This window comes from Rhodococcus sp. MEB032 (assembly GCF_030208925.1).
Classification (GTDB): domain Bacteria; phylum Actinomycetota; class Actinomycetes; order Mycobacteriales; family Mycobacteriaceae; genus Rhodococcus_F; species Rhodococcus_F qingshengii.
The window spans coordinates 74681-92236 of the sequence record NZ_JARVSY010000007.1; the positions used below are offsets into that span (position 1 = coordinate 74681).

Annotated in this window: 13 protein-coding genes; 7 read left to right on the plus strand and 6 right to left on the minus strand. The window is 64.2% G+C overall.

All coding sequences use genetic code 11. The annotated features are described in order from the left end of the window. Positions 1 to 4 precede the first annotated feature (4 nt). Entirely contained in the window at positions 5 to 409 is a 405-nt protein-coding gene (locus tag QRN54_RS07205) for a DUF5319 domain-containing protein (RefSeq protein WP_003940777.1), read from the minus strand. A 243-nt stretch (positions 410 to 652) separates the two neighbouring features. Here QRN54_RS07205 and guaB point away from each other — a divergent pair, with 243 nt between their 5' ends. The 3 genes from guaB (at position 653) to QRN54_RS07220 (ending at position 5271) form a co-directional block, all read left to right on the plus strand. Beyond that, positions 653 to 2176 (plus strand): IMP dehydrogenase, encoded by a 1524-nt coding sequence (gene guaB, locus QRN54_RS07210; protein ID WP_003940903.1) that lies wholly within the window; start codon positions 653 to 655, stop codon positions 2174 to 2176. Between the two features lie 27 nt (positions 2177 to 2203). Continuing rightward, positions 2204 to 3343, plus strand: a complete 1140-nt coding sequence (locus QRN54_RS07215; protein ID WP_003940976.1) for a GuaB3 family IMP dehydrogenase-related protein — start codon at positions 2204 to 2206, stop codon at positions 3341 to 3343. A 173-nt stretch (positions 3344 to 3516) separates the two neighbouring features. After that, positions 3517 to 5271, plus strand: a complete 1755-nt coding sequence (locus QRN54_RS07220) for a GMC oxidoreductase (protein ID WP_003940689.1) — start codon at positions 3517 to 3519, stop codon at positions 5269 to 5271. A 69-nt stretch (positions 5272 to 5340) separates the two neighbouring features. Here the strand turns inward: QRN54_RS07220 and QRN54_RS07225 are convergent, their stop codons facing one another. Together QRN54_RS07225 and QRN54_RS07230 are read right to left on the minus strand one after the other, a co-directional pair. Then, positions 5341 to 7098: an Ig-like domain-containing protein gene (locus QRN54_RS07225; RefSeq protein WP_058039025.1), complete on the minus strand. Its 1758-nt coding sequence runs from the start codon at positions 7096 to 7098 to the stop codon at positions 5341 to 5343. A 51-nt stretch (positions 7099 to 7149) separates the two neighbouring features. After that, a complete protein-coding gene (locus tag QRN54_RS07230; protein ID WP_285181798.1) occupies positions 7150 to 8919 on the minus strand; it encodes an Ig-like domain-containing protein in 1770 nt (589 codons plus the stop codon). A 367-nt stretch (positions 8920 to 9286) separates the two neighbouring features. Here QRN54_RS07230 and guaA point away from each other — a divergent pair, with 367 nt between their 5' ends. Beyond that, on the plus strand, positions 9287 to 10858 hold the full coding sequence (guaA, locus tag QRN54_RS07235; RefSeq protein ID WP_007727510.1) for a glutamine-hydrolyzing GMP synthase: 1572 nt from the start codon (positions 9287 to 9289) through the stop codon (positions 10856 to 10858). Between the two features lie 53 nt (positions 10859 to 10911). On the opposite strand, the gene QRN54_RS07240 is transcribed toward guaA, so the two are convergent. Together QRN54_RS07240 and QRN54_RS07245 are read right to left on the minus strand one after the other, a co-directional pair. Beyond that, positions 10912 to 11145 (minus strand): hypothetical protein, encoded by a 234-nt coding sequence (locus QRN54_RS07240; protein ID WP_042926362.1) that lies wholly within the window; start codon positions 11143 to 11145, stop codon positions 10912 to 10914. Then, positions 11142 to 12527, minus strand: coding sequence for a PspC domain-containing protein (locus QRN54_RS07245; protein WP_007727507.1), 1386 nt, complete (start codon positions 12525 to 12527; stop codon positions 11142 to 11144). The genes QRN54_RS07240 and QRN54_RS07245 overlap by 4 nt, the downstream gene beginning before the upstream one ends. Positions 12528 to 12763: 236 nt before the next feature. Here QRN54_RS07245 and QRN54_RS07250 point away from each other — a divergent pair, with 236 nt between their 5' ends. The 3 genes from QRN54_RS07250 to QRN54_RS07260 are packed head-to-tail and all read left to right on the plus strand — an operon-like array spanning position 12764 to position 16204. Then, positions 12764 to 14044 carry an ATP-binding protein gene (locus QRN54_RS07250; RefSeq protein ID WP_037125680.1) on the plus strand — a complete coding sequence of 427 codons (1281 nt, stop codon included), beginning with the start codon at positions 12764 to 12766 and terminating at the stop codon, positions 14042 to 14044. Beyond that, complete coding sequence (locus QRN54_RS07255; protein WP_003940972.1) at positions 14041 to 14700, plus strand: response regulator; 660 nt, start codon at positions 14041 to 14043, stop codon at positions 14698 to 14700. Before QRN54_RS07250 ends, QRN54_RS07255 begins: the two co-directional genes overlap by 4 nt. A gap of 49 nt (positions 14701 to 14749) precedes the next feature. Next, positions 14750 to 16204, plus strand: coding sequence for an MFS transporter (locus tag QRN54_RS07260; RefSeq protein ID WP_054782321.1), 1455 nt, complete (start codon positions 14750 to 14752; stop codon positions 16202 to 16204). Here the strand turns inward: QRN54_RS07260 and QRN54_RS07265 are convergent. Beyond that, complete coding sequence (locus QRN54_RS07265) at positions 16201 to 17409, minus strand: MFS transporter (RefSeq protein ID WP_285181799.1); 1209 nt, start codon at positions 17407 to 17409, stop codon at positions 16201 to 16203. The genes QRN54_RS07260 and QRN54_RS07265 overlap by 4 nt on opposite strands. Positions 17410 to 17556: the final 147 nt, after the last annotated feature.

Sequence of the window (17556 nt, forward strand, 5' to 3'; positions counted from 1 at the left end):
TCGCTCAGCTGTCGAAACCGTCGCCGTGCATCGCCTCGTTCATCGACGCGTCGGCGTATCCACGGCAGTAGTCCCACGTGACATATGCCTCAGGCATCGGGTCGTAGGCAGGCTCGTGAGGGCGGACGGTTCCGTCCACGAGCAGCTGCAGCAGGTTTGCGCGCAGCATGTCCCAGTCGTGGTAGTGATCCTGTTGGCAGTCCTCGCAGCAGACTACGAGACCGCGGATACCGCGGTGAGCGAGGAGTGCCTCGTAAACAGCGAGGTCAGCGAGATCCTCCTCGACCGCTTGGCGTTCGTGGGGGTCGAGTGGTTGGCCCGGCTCGATGGCATCGAGAGCCGCGGAGGGGTCAGCTGGGTCGCCGGCGAAGGGATCTGGCGGCAGACCGGGGGGCAGTTGATCACGCACAGCACCACGGTACGCAGGTCAGGGGGGTCAGCGCCACTTGTTACGCGTACACGCAGCGTGGGTGGGATGGTTCGGACCTTTGAGTGAGCCGATACCATGGTGTGCAACGCCGGGAAAAGGTGCCAGGAATTTCTTTCCGTGCAGGCGCCTTCTATCCGATATCCAGCTTTCGTAATCCGTTTCGAGGCGGCTGCTACAGCGGTCGCCCTGGGCGAATCTAGGTCCATGGAGGGTCCTGACCGCATGAGTAGTTCTGCAGGACATGTACACACCGGAGGAGACGACCCCAACAAGGTCGCGATGCTGGGACTGACATACGACGACGTGCTGCTGTTGCCGGCTGCGTCCGACGTCATCCCGAGCCAGGTCGACACGTCCAGTCAACTGACCCGCGACATCCGTCTGCGGATTCCGTTGGTCAGTTCTGCGATGGACACCGTCACCGAGTCGCGCATGGCAATTGCGATGGCACGCGCCGGCGGCATGGGTGTTCTGCACCGCAACTCGTCGGTTGAGGTCCAGGCAGGACAGGTCGAGACGGTCAAGCGTTCCGAGGCCGGCATGGTGACCGATCCCGTCACGTGTAAGCCGACCGACACGATGGGTGAGGTCGATGCGAAGTGCGCTCGTTTCCGCATCTCGGGTCTGCCTGTCACCGACGACGCCGGCCAGCTGGTTGGCATCGTCACCAACCGGGACATGCGTTTCGAGGTCGACCAGAATCGCCCGGTCGCGGAGATCATGACCAAGATGCCCCTGATCACCGCTCAGGAAGGCGTCACCGCTGACGTGGCACTGGGCCTTCTTCGTCGGCACAAGATCGAGAAGCTGCCGATCGTCGACGGCAACGGCAAGCTCACCGGTCTGATCACGGTCAAGGACTTCGTCAAGACCGAGCAGCATCCCGACGCCACCAAGGACCGTGACGGTCGACTGCTCGTCGGCGCTGCAGTCGGTGCCGGCGATGACGCCTTCCAGCGCGCGATGGCGCTCACCGATGCCGGTGTGGACGTACTCGTGGTGGACAGTGCGCACGGGCATTCGTCCAACGTTCTCGACATGATCGCCAAGCTCAAGCGTGAACTGGGCGAGCGGGTTCAGATCATCGGTGGCAACGTCGCTACGCGCGCGGGTGCTCTGGCACTGGTCGAAGCCGGCGTCGATGCCGTCAAGGTCGGAGTCGGCCCTGGTTCCATCTGCACCACCCGCGTCATCGCCGGTGTCGGTGCCCCTCAGGTCACGGCCATCCTGGAAGCGGTTGCCGCGTGCAAGCCTCTCGGTGTGCCCGTCATCGCCGACGGTGGACTCCAGTTCTCCGGTGACATCGCGAAGGCTCTTGCCGCAGGTGCGTCGACGGCCATGCTGGGTTCACTCCTGGCCGGTACCGCTGAATCGCCCGGCGAACTGATTCTGGTCGGCGGCAAGCAGTTCAAGAGCTACCGCGGAATGGGTTCGCTCGGCGCGATGCAGTCGCGTGGCGAGGCCAAGTCGTACTCCAAGGACCGGTACTTCCAGGACGACGTACTTTCCGAGGACAAGTTGGTTCCGGAAGGCATCGAAGGACGTGTTCCGTTCCGTGGCCCGCTCTCGCAGGTGACGCACCAGCTCACCGGTGGTCTGCGCGCTGCCATGGGATACACGGGGTCGGCGACGATCGAGCACCTGCAGAACGCTCAGTTCGTCCAGATCACGGCGGCCGGTTTGAAGGAAAGCCATCCGCACGACATCACGATGACTGTCGAAGCACCCAACTACACCGCTCGTTAGCAACCAGTACACGAGAAAGGGGCGCGCGTGCGCGACCTCGTTGAGATCGGCATGGGTCGAACGGCCCGACGTACCTACGAGTTGGACGATGTGAACATCGTTCCCTCCCGGCGAACTCGTTCGTCGAAGGAGGTGTCGACTGCTTGGCAGCTCGACGCTTACAGGTTCGACATTCCTGTCCTCGCACATCCCACCGACGCGTTGGTCTCGCCGACTTTCGCGATCGAGTTGGGTAAGCGCGGCGGCCTCGGTGTCATCAACGGTGAAGGCCTGTGGGGCCGTCACCCCGATGTCGAGGAGAAGCTCCGGCGTCTCGTCGAGATCGCCGAGAAGGACGGTGGCGTCGACGCGGCCATCCGCTACTTGCAGGAGCTGCACGCGGCACCGCTGCAGGCCGGTCTTCTGGCAGCTGCGGTGGCGCAGGTCCGTGATTCGGGGGTCACCACTGCCGTTCGCGTCAGCCCGCAGAATGCGCGCGCACTGACGCCGGAGCTGATCAAGGCGGGAATCGACCTCCTGGTCGTCCACGGCACGATCATCTCGGCCGAGCACGTCGTGCACACCGAGCAGGAACCGCTCAACCTCAAGACGTTCATCTCGGAACTCGACGTTCCGGTTGTCGCGGGTGGGGTCAGTGACCACCGCACCGCGCTGCACCTGATGCGTACCGGCGCTGCCGGTGTCATCGTCGGGTACGGATCTACCGAGGGTGCAACCACCACCGGTGAGGTCCTGGGCATCGGCGTTCCGATGGCCACGGCCATTGCCGATGCTGCAGCAGCCAGGCGCGACTACCTCGACGAGACGGGTGGACGCTACGTCCACGTCATCGCCGACGGTGACATCGCAACTTCGGGTGATCTGGCGAAGGCCATCGCCTGCGGTGCCGACGCTGCCGTTCTGGGCACGCCGCTGGCCGTGTCCGCCGAGGCGCCGGGTGGTGGCTGGTACTGGCCGTCCGCTGCGGCTCATCCTTCGGTTCCGCGTGGAGCACTTCTTCCGGTTTCCTATGGTGAGCGTCCGAGTCTGGACCAGGTTCTGAGCGGCCCTTCGGACGATCCGTACGGTTCGCTGAACTTCGTCGGTGGTCTCCGTCGGTCGATGGCGAAGGCCGGATACTCCGATCTCAAGGAGTTCCAGAAGGTCGGGCTGACAGTCCGCGCGTAGTTTGTACCTTTCTGTGGCCCCGGTTCTTCGTGAACCGGGGCCACAGTTCGTTGTGCAGGACTTTCTTCCGTTCCTGATACTTGCGGTTACGCTTATGGGGCCCCTTGTGGTGGTAGTCACAAGGGATAGGTGCATACTGGCGGGTAACTACGGTTCACGGTGGAGGTGTCCTGATGGGCAAGCAACGGGCAACGGACTACGACGTACTGATCGTCGGATCCGGGTTCGGCGGAAGCGTGAGCGCGCTTCGTCTCGTGGAGAAGGGCTACAAGGTCGGCGTCATCGAAGCCGGCCGACGGTATGCCGACGAAGATTTCGCGAAGACCAGTTGGGATCTCAAGAAGTTCCTCTGGGCTCCGAAGCTGGGGTGCTTCGGCATTCAGCGCGTGCACCTGTTGCGCGACTGCCTCATTCTCGCGGGCGCAGGCGTCGGCGGCGGGTCGTTGAACTACGCCAACACGCTGTACCAGCCGCCGGAGCCGTTCTTCCAGGACAAGCAGTGGGCGCACATCACTGACTGGCGAAGCGAGCTCACCCCGTACTACGAGCAGGCTCAGAAGATGCTCGGCGTCGTGCAGAATCCGCACATGACGCCCGCTGACGAGATCATGAAGTCCGTCGCAGATGACATGGGTGTCGGCGACACGTTCATCCAGACGCCCGTCGGCGTCTACTTCGGTGAACCTGGCAAGAAGGCGAAGGACCCGTACTTCGGCGGCGTCGGACCCGAGCGCACCGGTTGCATCGAGTGTGGCGAGTGCATGACGGGCTGCCGTCACGGAGCGAAGAACACGCTCCTCAAGAACTATCTGGGCCTTGCCGAGACAGCCGGCGCCGAGATCATTCCGATGACCACCGTGTCCGGGCTTCGTGAGGCTCGCGACGGTTCGTGGGACGTGTTCACCGAGCGAACCGGTGCATTCGGACGAAAGAACCGCCGCACCTACACGGCTGCGAACGTCATTCTCGCGGCCGGAACGTGGGGCACTCAGCATCTGCTCTTCGACATGAAGGACACCGGAGCGCTGCCCAAGCTCTCCGACAAGCTCGGCGAGCTGACTCGAACGAACTCCGAATCCATTGTCGGTGCAGGCAAGTACAAGGTCGATCCCGCACTCGATCTGACCCGCGGAGTGGCGATCACCTCGTCGTTCCACCCGAGCAGCGACACCCACATCGAGCCGGTCCGCTACGGCAAGGGATCGAACGCGATGGGCCTGTTGCAGACCTTGATGACGGACGGCGGCGGCAAGACGCCCCGATGGATCAAGTTCCTCGGTGTGGTTGCGAAGAATCCGTACCAGATGTTGCGCATGTTGACGGTCAAGGACTGGAGTGAGCGCACGATCATCGCGTTGGTCATGCAGAACCTCGACAACTCCATCACCACGTACACGAAGAAGGGCCTGTTCGGTCGACGCAAGGTCACCAGCAAGCAGGGCCACGGTCAGCCGAACCCGACGTGGATCCCGGAGGGCAACGAGGCGACGCGTCGAGTTGCCGAGAAGATCGACGGCGTCGCGGGCGGCACGTGGGGCGAGATCTTCAACGTTCCACTGACGGCGCACTTCCTCGGCGGTTGCGCTATCGCGTCGGATTCCGATCACGGCGTCATCGATCCGTACCACCGCGTGTACGGCTACCCGACGCTCAGCGTCGTCGACGGCGCAGCGGTCTCGGCCAACCTCGGTGTGAATCCGTCGCTGACCATTGCCGCTCAGGCCGAGCGCTCGGCCTCGCTGTGGCCGAACAAGGGGGAGACCGACCTGCGTCCCGCCCAGGGCAGCGGCTACGAGCGTTTGGCTCCGATTGCACCCAAGTCGCCTGTGGTGCCGGCGTCGGCTCCGGCCGCGCTGGTCCTGCCGATCGTGAAGATCACCGGCGGCAAGACAGCTACCGCTGTTCCGGCGGAGCCGGCAGCCGGATAGTTCGCCGCGAACGAAGATGGGGCGTGTCGTCGAGGATTCGACGACACGCCCCATCTCTGTTTCAGAGTGTCAGCCTCCTAGCGACCCGAACAGAGTGCCGAGGTCGAGGCTGCCGGTCCCGCCTCCGGGCCCGCCGTCCGTATCGCCGGGGACGGTCAGGGTCTGCGGCGCGGATGCGGAGGCCGTGTAGCCCGAAGCGCCCACGAATTCGGCGGTGACACTGTAGGTCCCGGAGTTGTAGAACGTCGCCGGTACCGTTGCGACACCGTTGACCACGTCGACCGGTCCACCGATGAGGGTGTCACCGACCTTGAACTGGACCTTGCCCGTGGCGCCGGACGGATCGACCGTTGCCTTGAGCGTCACCGGGGTGTTCTTCTGAACAGTTCCGACGGCGTCGAGAATCGTGGTCGTCTCGACGTCAGCCGGAGCCGGCGTCGTCACACTGACCGGGAATGCCGGGGCAGCGGACGGCGCGAATCCTGGTGAGCCCGTGAACTTCGCGACAACCTTGTGCGTTCCGGTCGAGGTGAAGGTGTACGGAGCGACGGCAACTCCGTCGGTTCCGACCGGAGCACTGACCGTTTCGGTGCCGTCGACGATGAAATCGACGGTGCCGCCGGTACCCTGCGGATCGACCTTGGCAGTCAGGTTGACGTCCTGTCCGACCTTCGCGGTCGACGGCGACACCGTGGCGGTAGTGGTCACGGCGTCCGGCGGTGCATCGGTCGTGACGGTCACGATCTTGGCCGACGCCGACGTCGACGCCAGGAACCCAGGGGCTCCGCTGTAGCTCGCGGTGATGGAGTGCGGTCCGTCCTCGGTGAAGGTCGGGGAGATGCTGGCCGACCCTCCGGTTACCGGCACGGCGTCCTCGAGTGGGTTGTCGCCGTCGAAGAACTGGACGGTTCCACCGTTTGCGCCGCCGCTCACGTTGGCTGACAGGGTGACGGGAGTTCCGTTCTTGGCGTTGGCCGGTCCGACGACTGTGGTGGTGGTTGCCTTGTCCGCCTCGATGATCCGCGTCGTGGCGAGGGGGCCTGCGCCGCTGTTGAGCGGACCGTTCTCGGCGTCACGCGGGGTGCATCGCGTGGGTGCCCAGGCGGTGATGACCAGGGTGGCCTTGGGGAGGAACGTGAGGAAGTTGCGATCGTTGTTCCACGCTCCCGCGCTGCCGCCGGTGCGTACCTTCATCGCGACGTCCCCTGAATCGCCGGCCTTGAGAACTGCCTTGACCTGGGGGAGCTGGAACTGCGTGTAGCCGTCGGCATTGTTGGAACCATCGACGTTCTTGCCGGTCGCCTTGACGACGATGCCGCCCTCGGAGTTGATGCTCGAGCTGGGGCTGTTTCCGATGACCTGGTTGTTTCCGGAGAGGCGCAGAATCGTTCCGTTGGGATCGACGTTGCCGTTCTCGTTGACGCGCAGGATGTTCGGCGCTACACCGCTGAGCCCCGCCGAAGTGCCGGGGACGATGGTGGCTTCCACCAGGGTGGCGTTCGCAGGAACGTCGACGTCGACCTTGATGCGGGAGACGTTCTGGACGGTCGCCCCCGAAGCGGAGCCGGGAAAGGCGATCGGGCCGGGTTGGATGGTGACCTCGAAGGTTTCACCGGCGCCGATGGATTCCGGTGCGTCGACGATGACCGAGCCGGACTGTGACTGCGTGGTCGGACCGGCGACAGCGGACGGGGTTGCCAGGCAACTCGTGCCGAAGGTTGTTGTCACGGGGGCCGCTGATGCGGGGATTCCCGCGAGGATGACGCCACTGGCGAGTGCCGTGGCGGCGATCGGCGCCGCGATGCGACGTCTGGAGTACACGAACATGGATTCTCCTGAGCTGGGTACGGGAGTGGTGTCCAAAGCTGATGTGGGGGACTAGCTTCCGAAGAGCGGGATGAGGCCGCTGAGCGAACCGGTGTCCACGCTTCCGGTGCCGCCGCCGTCGGTCGGTGCGGTGCCGACCTGCACGACCGTCGGGCCGGAGACGGAGTTCTTCCAACCGGCGTCGCCGACGAAGTTGGCAGTGAGGCCGAACGTTCCCTCGTCGTCGAAGGTGTGCGTGAGTGTCGCGACGCCGTTGACGACGGCAACGGGTGCGCCGATGGGCGTCGTGCCGGACTTGAACTGGATCATTCCGATTGCTGTTCCGGGTGCGACGGTGGCCTTGAGCTGCAATGCCTTTCCGACCTGAGCCGAGCCGCTGACGGTCAGAGTCGTCGTGGTGTCGGCGCGGGCGGGTTCGGGATCGGTGACGTTCACCGTGAACGACGTGGACGTGGAGCCGATGAATCCGGTTCCGCCGGAGAACTCTGCCGTCACGGCTGCAGCGCCCGCTGATGCGAAGGTGTGCGGGAGGATCGCGACGCCGTCACCCGTGCCGACCGGTGCGGTACCGACCTCGGCGCCGTCGACCTTGAACGTCACGGTTCCGCTGCTCGGGATGGGGGAGACGGTGGCCGAGAGGTTGGTCGGTTCACCGACAACAGCGGTGAGTGGCTCGACAACTGTGGTCGTGGTTCCCCAGTCGGGATCGCTGACGTCGAGTTGGGTTGCGGTGGAGACGGAATCGCCGTAACCGGCCTCGCCGGTGAACACTGCGGTGAAGCTGTGGGTACCCGAAGCGTCGTAGCTGCGGGTCAGGGAAGCCGTTCCGTTGACTACAGCCACCGGTGCGCCGAGGTTGGTCTCGCCGTCTTTGAACTGCACCGTGCCCACGGCGTTTGCCGGTGTGACGACAGCGCTCACGGTGATGCTGTCACCTACCAGCGCGGCGTTCGGGGCCGAGATCGTGGTGGTGGTGTCCGCGGAGACGTCGACGGTCTGGACTCCGGAGGTCGAGCTGTGGAATCCCGGACCGGCGTTGTACGCGGCGGTGATGTCGTGGGCGCCGACGCTGTCGAAGGTGTGGGAGAGGGTGGCGCTACCGCCCGAGACCGGGACCGGTGAGCCGATGTCGTTGCCGCCGTCCTTGAACTGGACGGTGCCGCTCGCGTCGGACGGCGCAACTGTCGCGGTCAGGTCGACCGGCGTGCCGACCTTCGCCGTTGCCGGTGCAACCAGTGTGGTTCCGGTGGCGACAGACGGGTCGACTACCTGGACGTTGACGTTGATCGGGTTGAGGCCCTGCTGTGTGCTGAAGGCGTTGACGTCGAAGAGCATGCCGCTGTCGTACGTCCCGAATGCTGTGCCGACGGGGACCGTGTAGGTCGCTTCCAGTGTGACGGGTTGGTTCTTCTTGACGACGAATCCACCGACCAGGAAGGTGCAGCCGCTCGAGCACTTCGCGGAGACTCCGCCGTCTGATTCGTTGCTGATCGTGGCCCGGTTGGTCACACCCAGGTAGGTGGCCTTGGCGCTGCCCGGCACGAGGACGAATCCTGCGGGCGGGATGTCACGGATCTTTGCGATCGACCGTTCGATGCCGCTTTCGTTGTGCTTGATCTCGGTCTTGTACGTGACGGTGTCGCCTGGGTGAACTGCCGCGTTCCCGATGACACTCTTCGTGAAGATCAGGTTGTCGGTCGTGCCGGTGAAAGTGGTCGGCGGGGCTTCGTCAGCGGTGGCCGGCGTGCCGAGGACTAGAAGTCCGGCGGCAGCCGTCACAGCCGCGACAGGTATGGCGAGTCGTCGTAGGAATCGACGCACAGGTCCTCCTCGAGGTGAGCGCCGTTCGGCGGCGCCGGCCGTTTGCGATCGTGATCCTGATCACTTGACGGGCGAGATTACCTTTACTGGACGTTTGGTTCAGGCGAATCGGTCAAACGTCCAGAAAATTCATCCTTCGTCCATTTCGGGCTCTGGCCTGCGATGATGCTGCCGAATTGATTGCCGAAGCTAAGGTGCGGGCGATTGGGGCGCCGTTGACCTGGACAGTGGTCTAGATCCGCGCGAGGTCGCCGCGCAGTTCTGAGGGGCGGCCTTTGTAGTGACGTACCTCGCGCTCGCTCGGCCGAGTAGCGGGCTGAGTCCATGCATGCGCAGAAGCGCTGGCTGCGGCGATTAGACTGCACCTGTGGCAGATATCGAGCAGCAGAGACCAGTTCTTGTCGTCGACTTCGGGGCGCAGTACGCGCAGTTGATCGCACGGCGAGTTCGCGAAGCCAAGGTCTACTCGGAGGTGATTCCGCACACCACGACCGTCGAGGAGATCGTGGCCAAGAACCCCTTGGCTGTTGTGCTCTCGGGTGGGCCCTCGAGTGTCTACGCTGACGGTGCTCCCAAGCTTGATCCCGCACTGTTCGATCACGACATTCCGGTTTTCGGAATCTGCTACGGATTCCAGGCAATGGCAGGCGCCCTGGGCGGCACCGTCGCCGAGACCGGTACCCGCGAATACGGCCGTACCGACATCGCGGTATCCGGCGGATTGCTCCACGACGGTCTTCCCTCGACGCAGCCGGTATGGATGAGCCACGGTGACGCCGTCACCGAAGCGCCTTCCGGCTTCGAGGTGACCGCGACGAGCGACGGTGCTCCCGTCGCGGCGTTCGAGGACCGCGCCCGCAAGCTCGCCGGTGTGCAGTACCACCCTGAGGTTCTGCATTCCCCGCACGGTCAGCAGGTCCTGAGCCGCTTCCTGCACGAGATTGCCGGTATTCCGGCAGCGTGGACGGCGTCGAACATCGCCGATGCGCTGATCGAGCAGGTTCGCGAGCAGGTCGGAGACGGACACGCCATCTGCGGTCTGTCCGGTGGCGTCGACTCCGCTGTCGCTGCGGCTTTGGTTCAGCGCGCAATCGGCGACCGGTTGACATGCGTCTTCGTCGATCACGGTTTGATGCGAGCCGGTGAGCGCACGCAGGTCGAGCAGGATTTTGTCGCGGCAACCGGCGCTCGTCTGATCACCGTGGATGCCGCGGACACCTTCATCGGTGAGCTGGCAGGCGTCACCGATCCCGAGACCAAGCGCAAGATCATCGGCCGCGAGTTCATCCGCAGCTTCGAAGGCGCAGTCAGTGATGTTCTGGGCGAGAACGCATCTCATGGTGCGACCGTCGACTTCCTCGTCCAGGGCACGCTCTACCCGGACGTCGTGGAGTCGGGCGGCGGCACGGGAACTGCAAACATCAAGAGCCACCACAATGTCGGCGGGCTGCCGGAAGACCTGCAGTTCAAGTTGGTCGAACCGTTGCGTCTGCTGTTCAAGGACGAGGTCCGTGCAGTGGGCCGCGAACTCGGCCTGCCCGAAGAGATCGTCGGACGCCAGCCGTTCCCCGGTCCCGGACTCGGTATCCGCATCATCGGTGAGGTCACCCGCGATCGCCTCGAGATCCTGCGTCAGGCAGATTCCATTGCGCGCGAAGAGCTTACGTCTGCAGGCTTGGACGGAACCATCTGGCAGTGCCCGGTCGTTCTCCTCGCCGACGTCCGAAGCGTGGGCGTGCAGGGTGACGGCCGGACGTACGGTCATCCGATCGTGCTGCGTCCGGTATCGAGTGAAGACGCGATGACCGCGGACTGGACGCGTCTGCCGTACGAGACCCTCGAGCGCATCTCGACTCGAATCACCAACGAGGTTGCGGACGTGAACCGCGTAGTCCTCGACGTGACGAGCAAGCCGCCGGGAACTATCGAGTGGGAGTAAAAACAACTGTGCGCCTTTATTAACCCCCCGCGGTTAATAAAGGCGCACAGCAGTTACTTGCGGTTGCGCCGATTCGGCAGAATCACCAGCAGTAGTCCTGCCACGACGGCGGCACCGACGAACAGCCAACGGAATTGAATGTTCGCTGCCGGCGCCAGAGAGAACGGCCCGACCAACGCCCACACGCTGACCAGTAGTGCGGCCAGTCCGGCGATCAGCAGAAGTGCCGAGGGGCGCTTGGATTCTCGGGTCTCGTCGTGCTCTGTGGTCTCGTCGTAGTCGCTCATGATTGCGTCACCTTCAGACTGCCGAACGTAGCTTTGGCGTTGATGGTCAGTGTGGGCGAATCCGGTGTCACATCACGGCCCGGGTGTATTCCGCCGTCGAGGCAACCGGATCCGTCACCCATGACGACGGTGCAGCTGTTCTTGACGTTGACGGTTGGTGGCACCATGACGACGAACTCACCGAACGACGCCGCGACGTCGATGGTCTTGTCCTCGGTGAACTTGACCCCGTTGAGGTCGAGAGTGAAGCTTCCGAAGGCTCCCGAGTACGACGGCTCCAACTCGGAAGCGGTTGCCGGAGTCCATCTTTGCTCACCCGAGGCGTCGAAATCGATCGGGTAGACCAACGAGGCGAGAAGCACGAAACCCACGAGCGGTCCGGTGACGACCAGCAGGCCGTACCCCTTGCGGAAGAATGCCCCGAGGATCAGGCCGAGCGCGATGACGGCGAGTCCGACAGCACCGACTCGGCCGGGAGTGAACCACTCGTTGCCGGTTGCCGCGCCCGCTGCCCCGGTGACGGCGGCGACGATGATCGCGAGTCCGAGCACTGTCAGCGTCCATCGCGAGCGACGCTTACGTGGTGGCAAAGGCAGCAGCGGCGTGGCTTTGACTGCCGGGTCCGGGAGATCCCAGGCGAACGGAGCGACGCCGAGCGGATCCCAGGAGGGCGGTGTGATGGCGGCCTCGCCGATCACCTCGGTCGGATTGGCGGCGGCTGAAGCGCTCGGGTCCTTCGACAGGTTGATCGTCGGATGATCGGCCTGAGATTGCGGTGACTGTTCGGCCGGCCGTTCCTCGGGCACGTAGCTGTCGGGGAGTTTTGTGTACGGCGTGTACACGGGCGGCTGATTGGGTGCGAAGTATCCGGGAGTGAACGGCCCGGGCGTGAATCCCGTGCCTGGATACGCGGTACCCGCGCCGACGTACGGTGACGTGCTCTGTGGCAGTGCAGGCGGCACCGGCGCTCGTTGGTAGAGCAGCCACAGGCCTCCGACCATCAGAATCAGCCCGATCAGACCGGAACCACCCAGGCCGACGCCGACCGGCCCGACGGTCGTAGCCGCGATGGCGAGAGCCACCAACAAGACGATGGTCTTGGTACTGGAATCGGAGCTGTGTCCGCGGCCCATCAACGACTGTGCGGGGGACGATCCGTCACCGGCGCGGGCGAGCACCAACCACCCGGCGAGGTAGAGAAGGATGCCTGAGCCGCCGAAAATAGTGGAGGCCACAAACGCGACACGTACCAGAATGGGGTCGATGCCGTACCGGTATCCGATTCCGGCGCATACCCCGGCCACGTGACCTTGTGCCGGCAGACGCACGGGGCGGGTCCGCCACAGATCCTGGATCTGTTCTTGGAAAGTCGGATTGTTCATGAATCAATCCTGGCTTCCGGGGCGGCCTCCGCGCATCAGGGCCAACCCTGATCTTTGTGACGATCGGGGCCAGGGGCGCCCCCCTGATTCAGGGTTGGACCCTGATGTGACTGCGAGTGGTTCGTGCCAGTATCGACTATGTGCAATATCTGTCAGATCCGCCGTTCGTGAGCGGTCCCGCTCCCGGGTTCACGGGAGGCCCGCCCGTCAACGGGGTACCGGTGCATGCCGTACCCATGAAGAAGGGTGTGCCCATTCCGGGCGGTGTTCCATTGCGAAAGCTGGAGCGGCGCTCCGGCGGTCGCATCGTCGCCGGTGTTGCAGGCGGTATCGCCGATCATCTCGGGATCGACGTCCTGAAGGTTCGAGTCGCCTTCGCGATTCTGGCGGCGATGGCCGGATCCGGCATCGTGATTTACGGCGCCCTCTGGATCTTCACCTCAGCCGGCACGGACACCCAGAAGCCGTCCGCGGCCGAGCGGCAGCGGGCGTACGGCTTGATCGCACTCGGATTGGGCGGCGCAGCCGCGTTGTCCTGGCTGTTCAGCGGCACGGCGGGTTCGGTGCTCGCACCGTTCTTCGTCGTCGCGATCGGTGCCGCTTTGGTGTGGCGCGAGTTCGACTCCGACGGTCCCCGGACCGTCATCGGCTTGCCGCAGCGGCCTACCGTTCTCACGTGGGCGCGGGTGGTCGGGGGAGCGACCTTGATCATCTTGGGTCTCGGCGTCGTCGTCCTCGCTCAGGTCGACCTCGAAGCACTGCGCTCGTCCCTGCTGGCCGTGGTGGTGACGCTGATCGGTGTCGGTTTGTTGACGGTGCCGCTGTGGCTGCGGATGTGGAGGGCTCTCGGCGCCGAGCGTGCGGCCCGAATTCGCAACGACGAACGTGAAGAGATCGCCTCGCATCTGCACGACTCCGTACTTCAGACGTTGGCGCTGATTCAGAAGCAGTCCGACAATCCGCAAGAGGTGGCGCGCCTGGCCCGTGGTCAGGAACGTGAGCTGCGCAAGTGGTTGTTCAGCGGCGGGGATATCGACCACACGAGCCTGACCGAAGGTCTGAAGATCATCGCCGGTGAAGTGGAGGACCAGCATGGCGTCACGGTCCGCCCCGTCACGGTCGGCGACGTACAACTCGAAGGCGAAGGCGTCGAGAACGGTCTGCCCAAGGAAGCGTTCACCGCGCTCCTCGGTGCGACGCGTGAAGCTCTCGTGAACTCGGCAAAGCACTCGGGGGAGAAGGAAATCAATCTTTTCGCCGAGGTCGAGGGCGACCAGGTCAGTGTGTTCGTTCGTGATCGCGGAGTCGGATTCGACGTCAATGCGGTGCCGGAGGACCGTCAGGGTTTGGCCAAGTCGATTCGTGGTCGCATCGAGCGACGGGGTGGCCGCGTCGTGGTTCGATCCGACATCGGAAAGGGCACCGAGATCCGCGTGCACATGCCGCTCGGTGACTCTGCTCTAAAGTGGGACCAGACTGCTGACCGTGTCGACAACCCCGAGGAACAGCCCCAGTGACTTCGCTTGCGCCGCCCCCGTACCGCGTATTTCTTGTCGACGATCATGCAGTGTTCCGCTCCGGGGTGAGGGCGGAACTCTCGCGCGAGGCAGACATGGACGTAGTCGGTGAAGCCGGTGGCGTCGCTGAGGCGATCGCGGGTATCAACTCGACGAAACCGCATGTCGTTCTGCTCGATGTCCACATGCCTGACGGTGGTGGAGTGGCAGTTCTGCGCGGAATCGATTCCGGCCCGGTGTGCTTGGCGCTCAGCGTTTCCGATGCGGCCGAGGATGTGATCGCGGTGATCCGCGGCGGTGCGCGCGGGTACGTGACCAAGACGATCTCGGGATCCGAACTGGCCGAGGGTGTACGACGCGTTGCCGGTGGTGACGCAGTGTTCGGGCCTCGCCTGGCAGGCTTCGTACTGGACTCCTTCACCGGGCGTTCCAACGCACCCGAGCCGCAACTCGATCCGGAACTCGACTCGCTGACTCCGCGAGAACTCGAAGTGCTCAGATTGCTGGCACGTGGGTACACTTACCGTGAAATCGCCGAGGACCTGGTGATTTCCGTGAAGACGGTCGAGACTCACGCATCGAACGTCCTGCGAAAGACTCAGCAGTCCAATCGCAATGCGTTGACGCGTTGGGCACATCGTCGCCAGATCGACTGAATTCCCGCGCGCTCTTTCGCGATTGCGTGTGAAGGCGCACCATGGACCGATGACGGAACCACTGGCGCTCGCGTCGAAGCGTGGGCGTTGGGTTGTCGCCGCCACCGTTCTCGGCTCGAGCATGGCTCTCCTCGACGGCACCGTCGTCAACATTGCTCTTCCTCACATCGGTGAAGAACTGGGTTCCGGTGTCGCCGGACTGCAGTGGACGCTCAGCGGTTACACCTTGGCCTTGGCGTCGCTGATTCTGCTCGGGGGAGCCCTCGGTGATCGTTGGGGTCGGCGACGGGTATTCGTGTGGGGGACGGTCTGGTTCGCGGTCGCGTCGTTGCTTTGCGGAATTGCACCTGACATCACGTTTCTGGTGATTGCACGAATCCTGCAGGGAGTGGGAGCTGCGCTCTTGACACCTGGCAGCCTTGCCATCATCTCCGCGTCACTTCGTGAGGAGGACCGCGGCGCGGCAATCGGATTGTGGTCGGGTTTAGGTGGTGTTGCCGGCGCCATCGGACCGCTTTTCGGTGGTTGGCTGGTGGAAGTGGCGGGATGGCGATCGGTATTCCTGCTCAATATCCCGCTGGCGATCGTCGTGGTGTGGGCAGCGGTGCGCCATGTACCGGAGAGCCGCGACCCGCATCCGCCCGAGCACCTGGACGTGGTCGGATCTGCCTGCGCAGTAGTCGGTCTCGGCGCACTGACGTACGGGCTGATCGAGGTCAACCCGATAGTCGGGCTGATCGGAGTGATCGCGCTCTGCCTGTTCGTCGTGGTGGAACGACGCTCACCGAGTGCCCTTGTGCCGCCGTCCCTGTTCCGTTCGCGGATGTTCGTCGCGGCCAATCTGGTGACCCTTGCGGTCTATGCGGCGCTGGGCGGTGTGTTCTTCCTGCTCGTGCTGCAACTGCAATTGGTTGCCGGGTACTCGCCGGTGGCTGCCGGCGTCGCAACGGTACCGATCACCTTGGCATTGCTGCTGTTGTCTTCGCGCGCGGGCAGTTACGCGCAGACGCACGGACCGCGATTGCCGATCACGGTCGGGCCCGCCGTTGCCGCGGTGGGGTTGGTGTTGATGACGCGGATCGGCCCGGATGCGTCGTACCTGACCGTCGTGCTGCCGGGAGTTCTGGTGTTCGGGCTCGGCCTGGCGGTGATGGTCGCGCCGTTGACCGCCGCGGTGCTTGGTTCGGTACCGGTGGAGCAGTCCGGAATCGCGTCAGGTGTGAACAATGCCGTTGCTCGCACGAGCCAACTTCTTGCCGTCGCGGCCTTGCCTGCCCTCGTGGGTATCGACGCCGAAAGTCTGGTCGATCCGACGAGTTTCTCCGACGGGTTCCGGTACGCGATGTACATCTGTGTGGCACTGCTGTTGGTCGGTGCAGCGATCGCCGCGACGCTGATCCGAACTCCGACAGTAGAGCCTGTTCAGGAAGCGGATTCGGTTGCCTGCAAGCCGCATTGTGATCTGACGGGACCTGCAGTGCAACCGAATCCGATGAGGGACTAGACGCTGATGTCGCGATCGCGGCTGGGCACCAAGAGAATTGCTGCGGCGGGAAATGCCGCGACTATCGCGAAGGCGAGCGGGTAGCCGACCGCGCCGATCAGCGCACCGACCACCGGGCCCACTGCTGACGCGGCAATGAACTGCCCGGTGTTCTGTGCGCCCAATGCTTTTCCTTGCCATTTCGGCCCGGCAGCTTCGGCCACGGAAGTGAATGCCAAACCGTTGTCGGCGACGCTGATAGTGGTTGCCAGCAGCAGGATCAAGGCGGGAACGCCCCAAGGCGCTGCGCCGGCTGCCGCCATTGCCAACATGACCGCAGACGCGGAGACGGCAACCAACCGCAGCGGGCCTACTCTGCTTCCGGCGCGATCACTCCAGATGCCGACAACGATGCGTCCGAGTGCACCCACGAACTGGGAGATCCCGATCAGGAGCCCAGCGGGCGCAGCGTCCCATCCTTGCTCGCTGATCAGCCAGACCAGACCGAATGTCGAGAGGGTGAACTGCGGAAACACCAGCAGTGCCGAGACGACGTGAATGCGCCACAGGAACCAGTTCGAGCGATAAGGATTTACCGTTTCGGCCGGGATGTCTGTGGGCCGCGCCGCCGGCCGCGGGGGATTGATCAATGCGACGGCGCAGATCAGGGCGAGAACGCCGTTGAGAGCTACCGACAGTCCGACGGCCGAACCGATTCCTACGTTCGCAGCGAGAGTCGGGATGGTCAGCGACGCGATGGTCACGCCCAGGGGCTGTGACATCTGCCGGATTCCCATCGCGAGGCCGCGCCGATCCTTGGGAAACCAGCCGACCACAACACGTCCACTGGCAGCGTTGGTGCTCGCCGCAGCCATTCCGCCCAGCAGAAATGCGATCCCGAGGAGGGTGTAGTTGTCGGTGGTGGTCGCGGCCAGCGCGGCGATCGCCGTCAGGCCGAGCCCGATGGAGATGACCCATTTCTCGCCGAATCTGTCAGCCATCGCTCCCCACGCCACCAGCGTGAGAACCATGCCGAAAGTGGGTGCAGCGGCCAGAGTTCCGGCCTGCGTCAACGAGAGGCCGTGTTCGGAATGCAGTAGCGGGATCAAAAAGGCGGGGGTGCTGACGAAGACGGTGCCTGCGGCCTGGGCTGCGACGCCGATTCCGAGCATCGTCCACGTCTTCGGGGAGACGGCCGTCTTTTCCAGCCGCGACGCCTGCGTCATGGTGCCCTCCGATCTCTACGCTGTTCGACGATGCCGACGCTACTCCCGTGGTTTCACATGTTGAAACCAGAATCCCATTATTTGGTCAAACGCGGACGGTTCAGGGTGCGAAGTGCCCACCCCTTTTCGAGTGAACGGTACGACGAT

Coding starts and splice junctions, on each gene's coding strand:
- QRN54_RS07265 (WP_285181799.1), bottom strand. CDS start 17,409: ATGACGCAGGCGTCGCGGCTGGAAAAGACGGCCGTCTCCCCGAAGACG.
- QRN54_RS07225 (WP_058039025.1), bottom strand. CDS start 7,098: ATGTTCGTGTACTCCAGACGTCGCATCGCGGCGCCGATCGCCGCCACG.
- QRN54_RS07220 (WP_003940689.1), top strand. CDS start 3,517: ATGGGCAAGCAACGGGCAACGGACTACGACGTACTGATCGTCGGATCC.
- QRN54_RS07260 (WP_054782321.1), top strand. CDS start 14,750: ATGACGGAACCACTGGCGCTCGCGTCGAAGCGTGGGCGTTGGGTTGTC.
- guaB (WP_003940903.1), top strand. CDS start 653: ATGAGTAGTTCTGCAGGACATGTACACACCGGAGGAGACGACCCCAAC.
- QRN54_RS07240 (WP_042926362.1), bottom strand. CDS start 11,145: ATGAGCGACTACGACGAGACCACAGAGCACGACGAGACCCGAGAATCC.
- QRN54_RS07250 (WP_037125680.1), top strand. CDS start 12,764: ATGAAGAAGGGTGTGCCCATTCCGGGCGGTGTTCCATTGCGAAAGCTG.
- QRN54_RS07245 (WP_007727507.1), bottom strand. CDS start 12,527: ATGAACAATCCGACTTTCCAAGAACAGATCCAGGATCTGTGGCGGACC.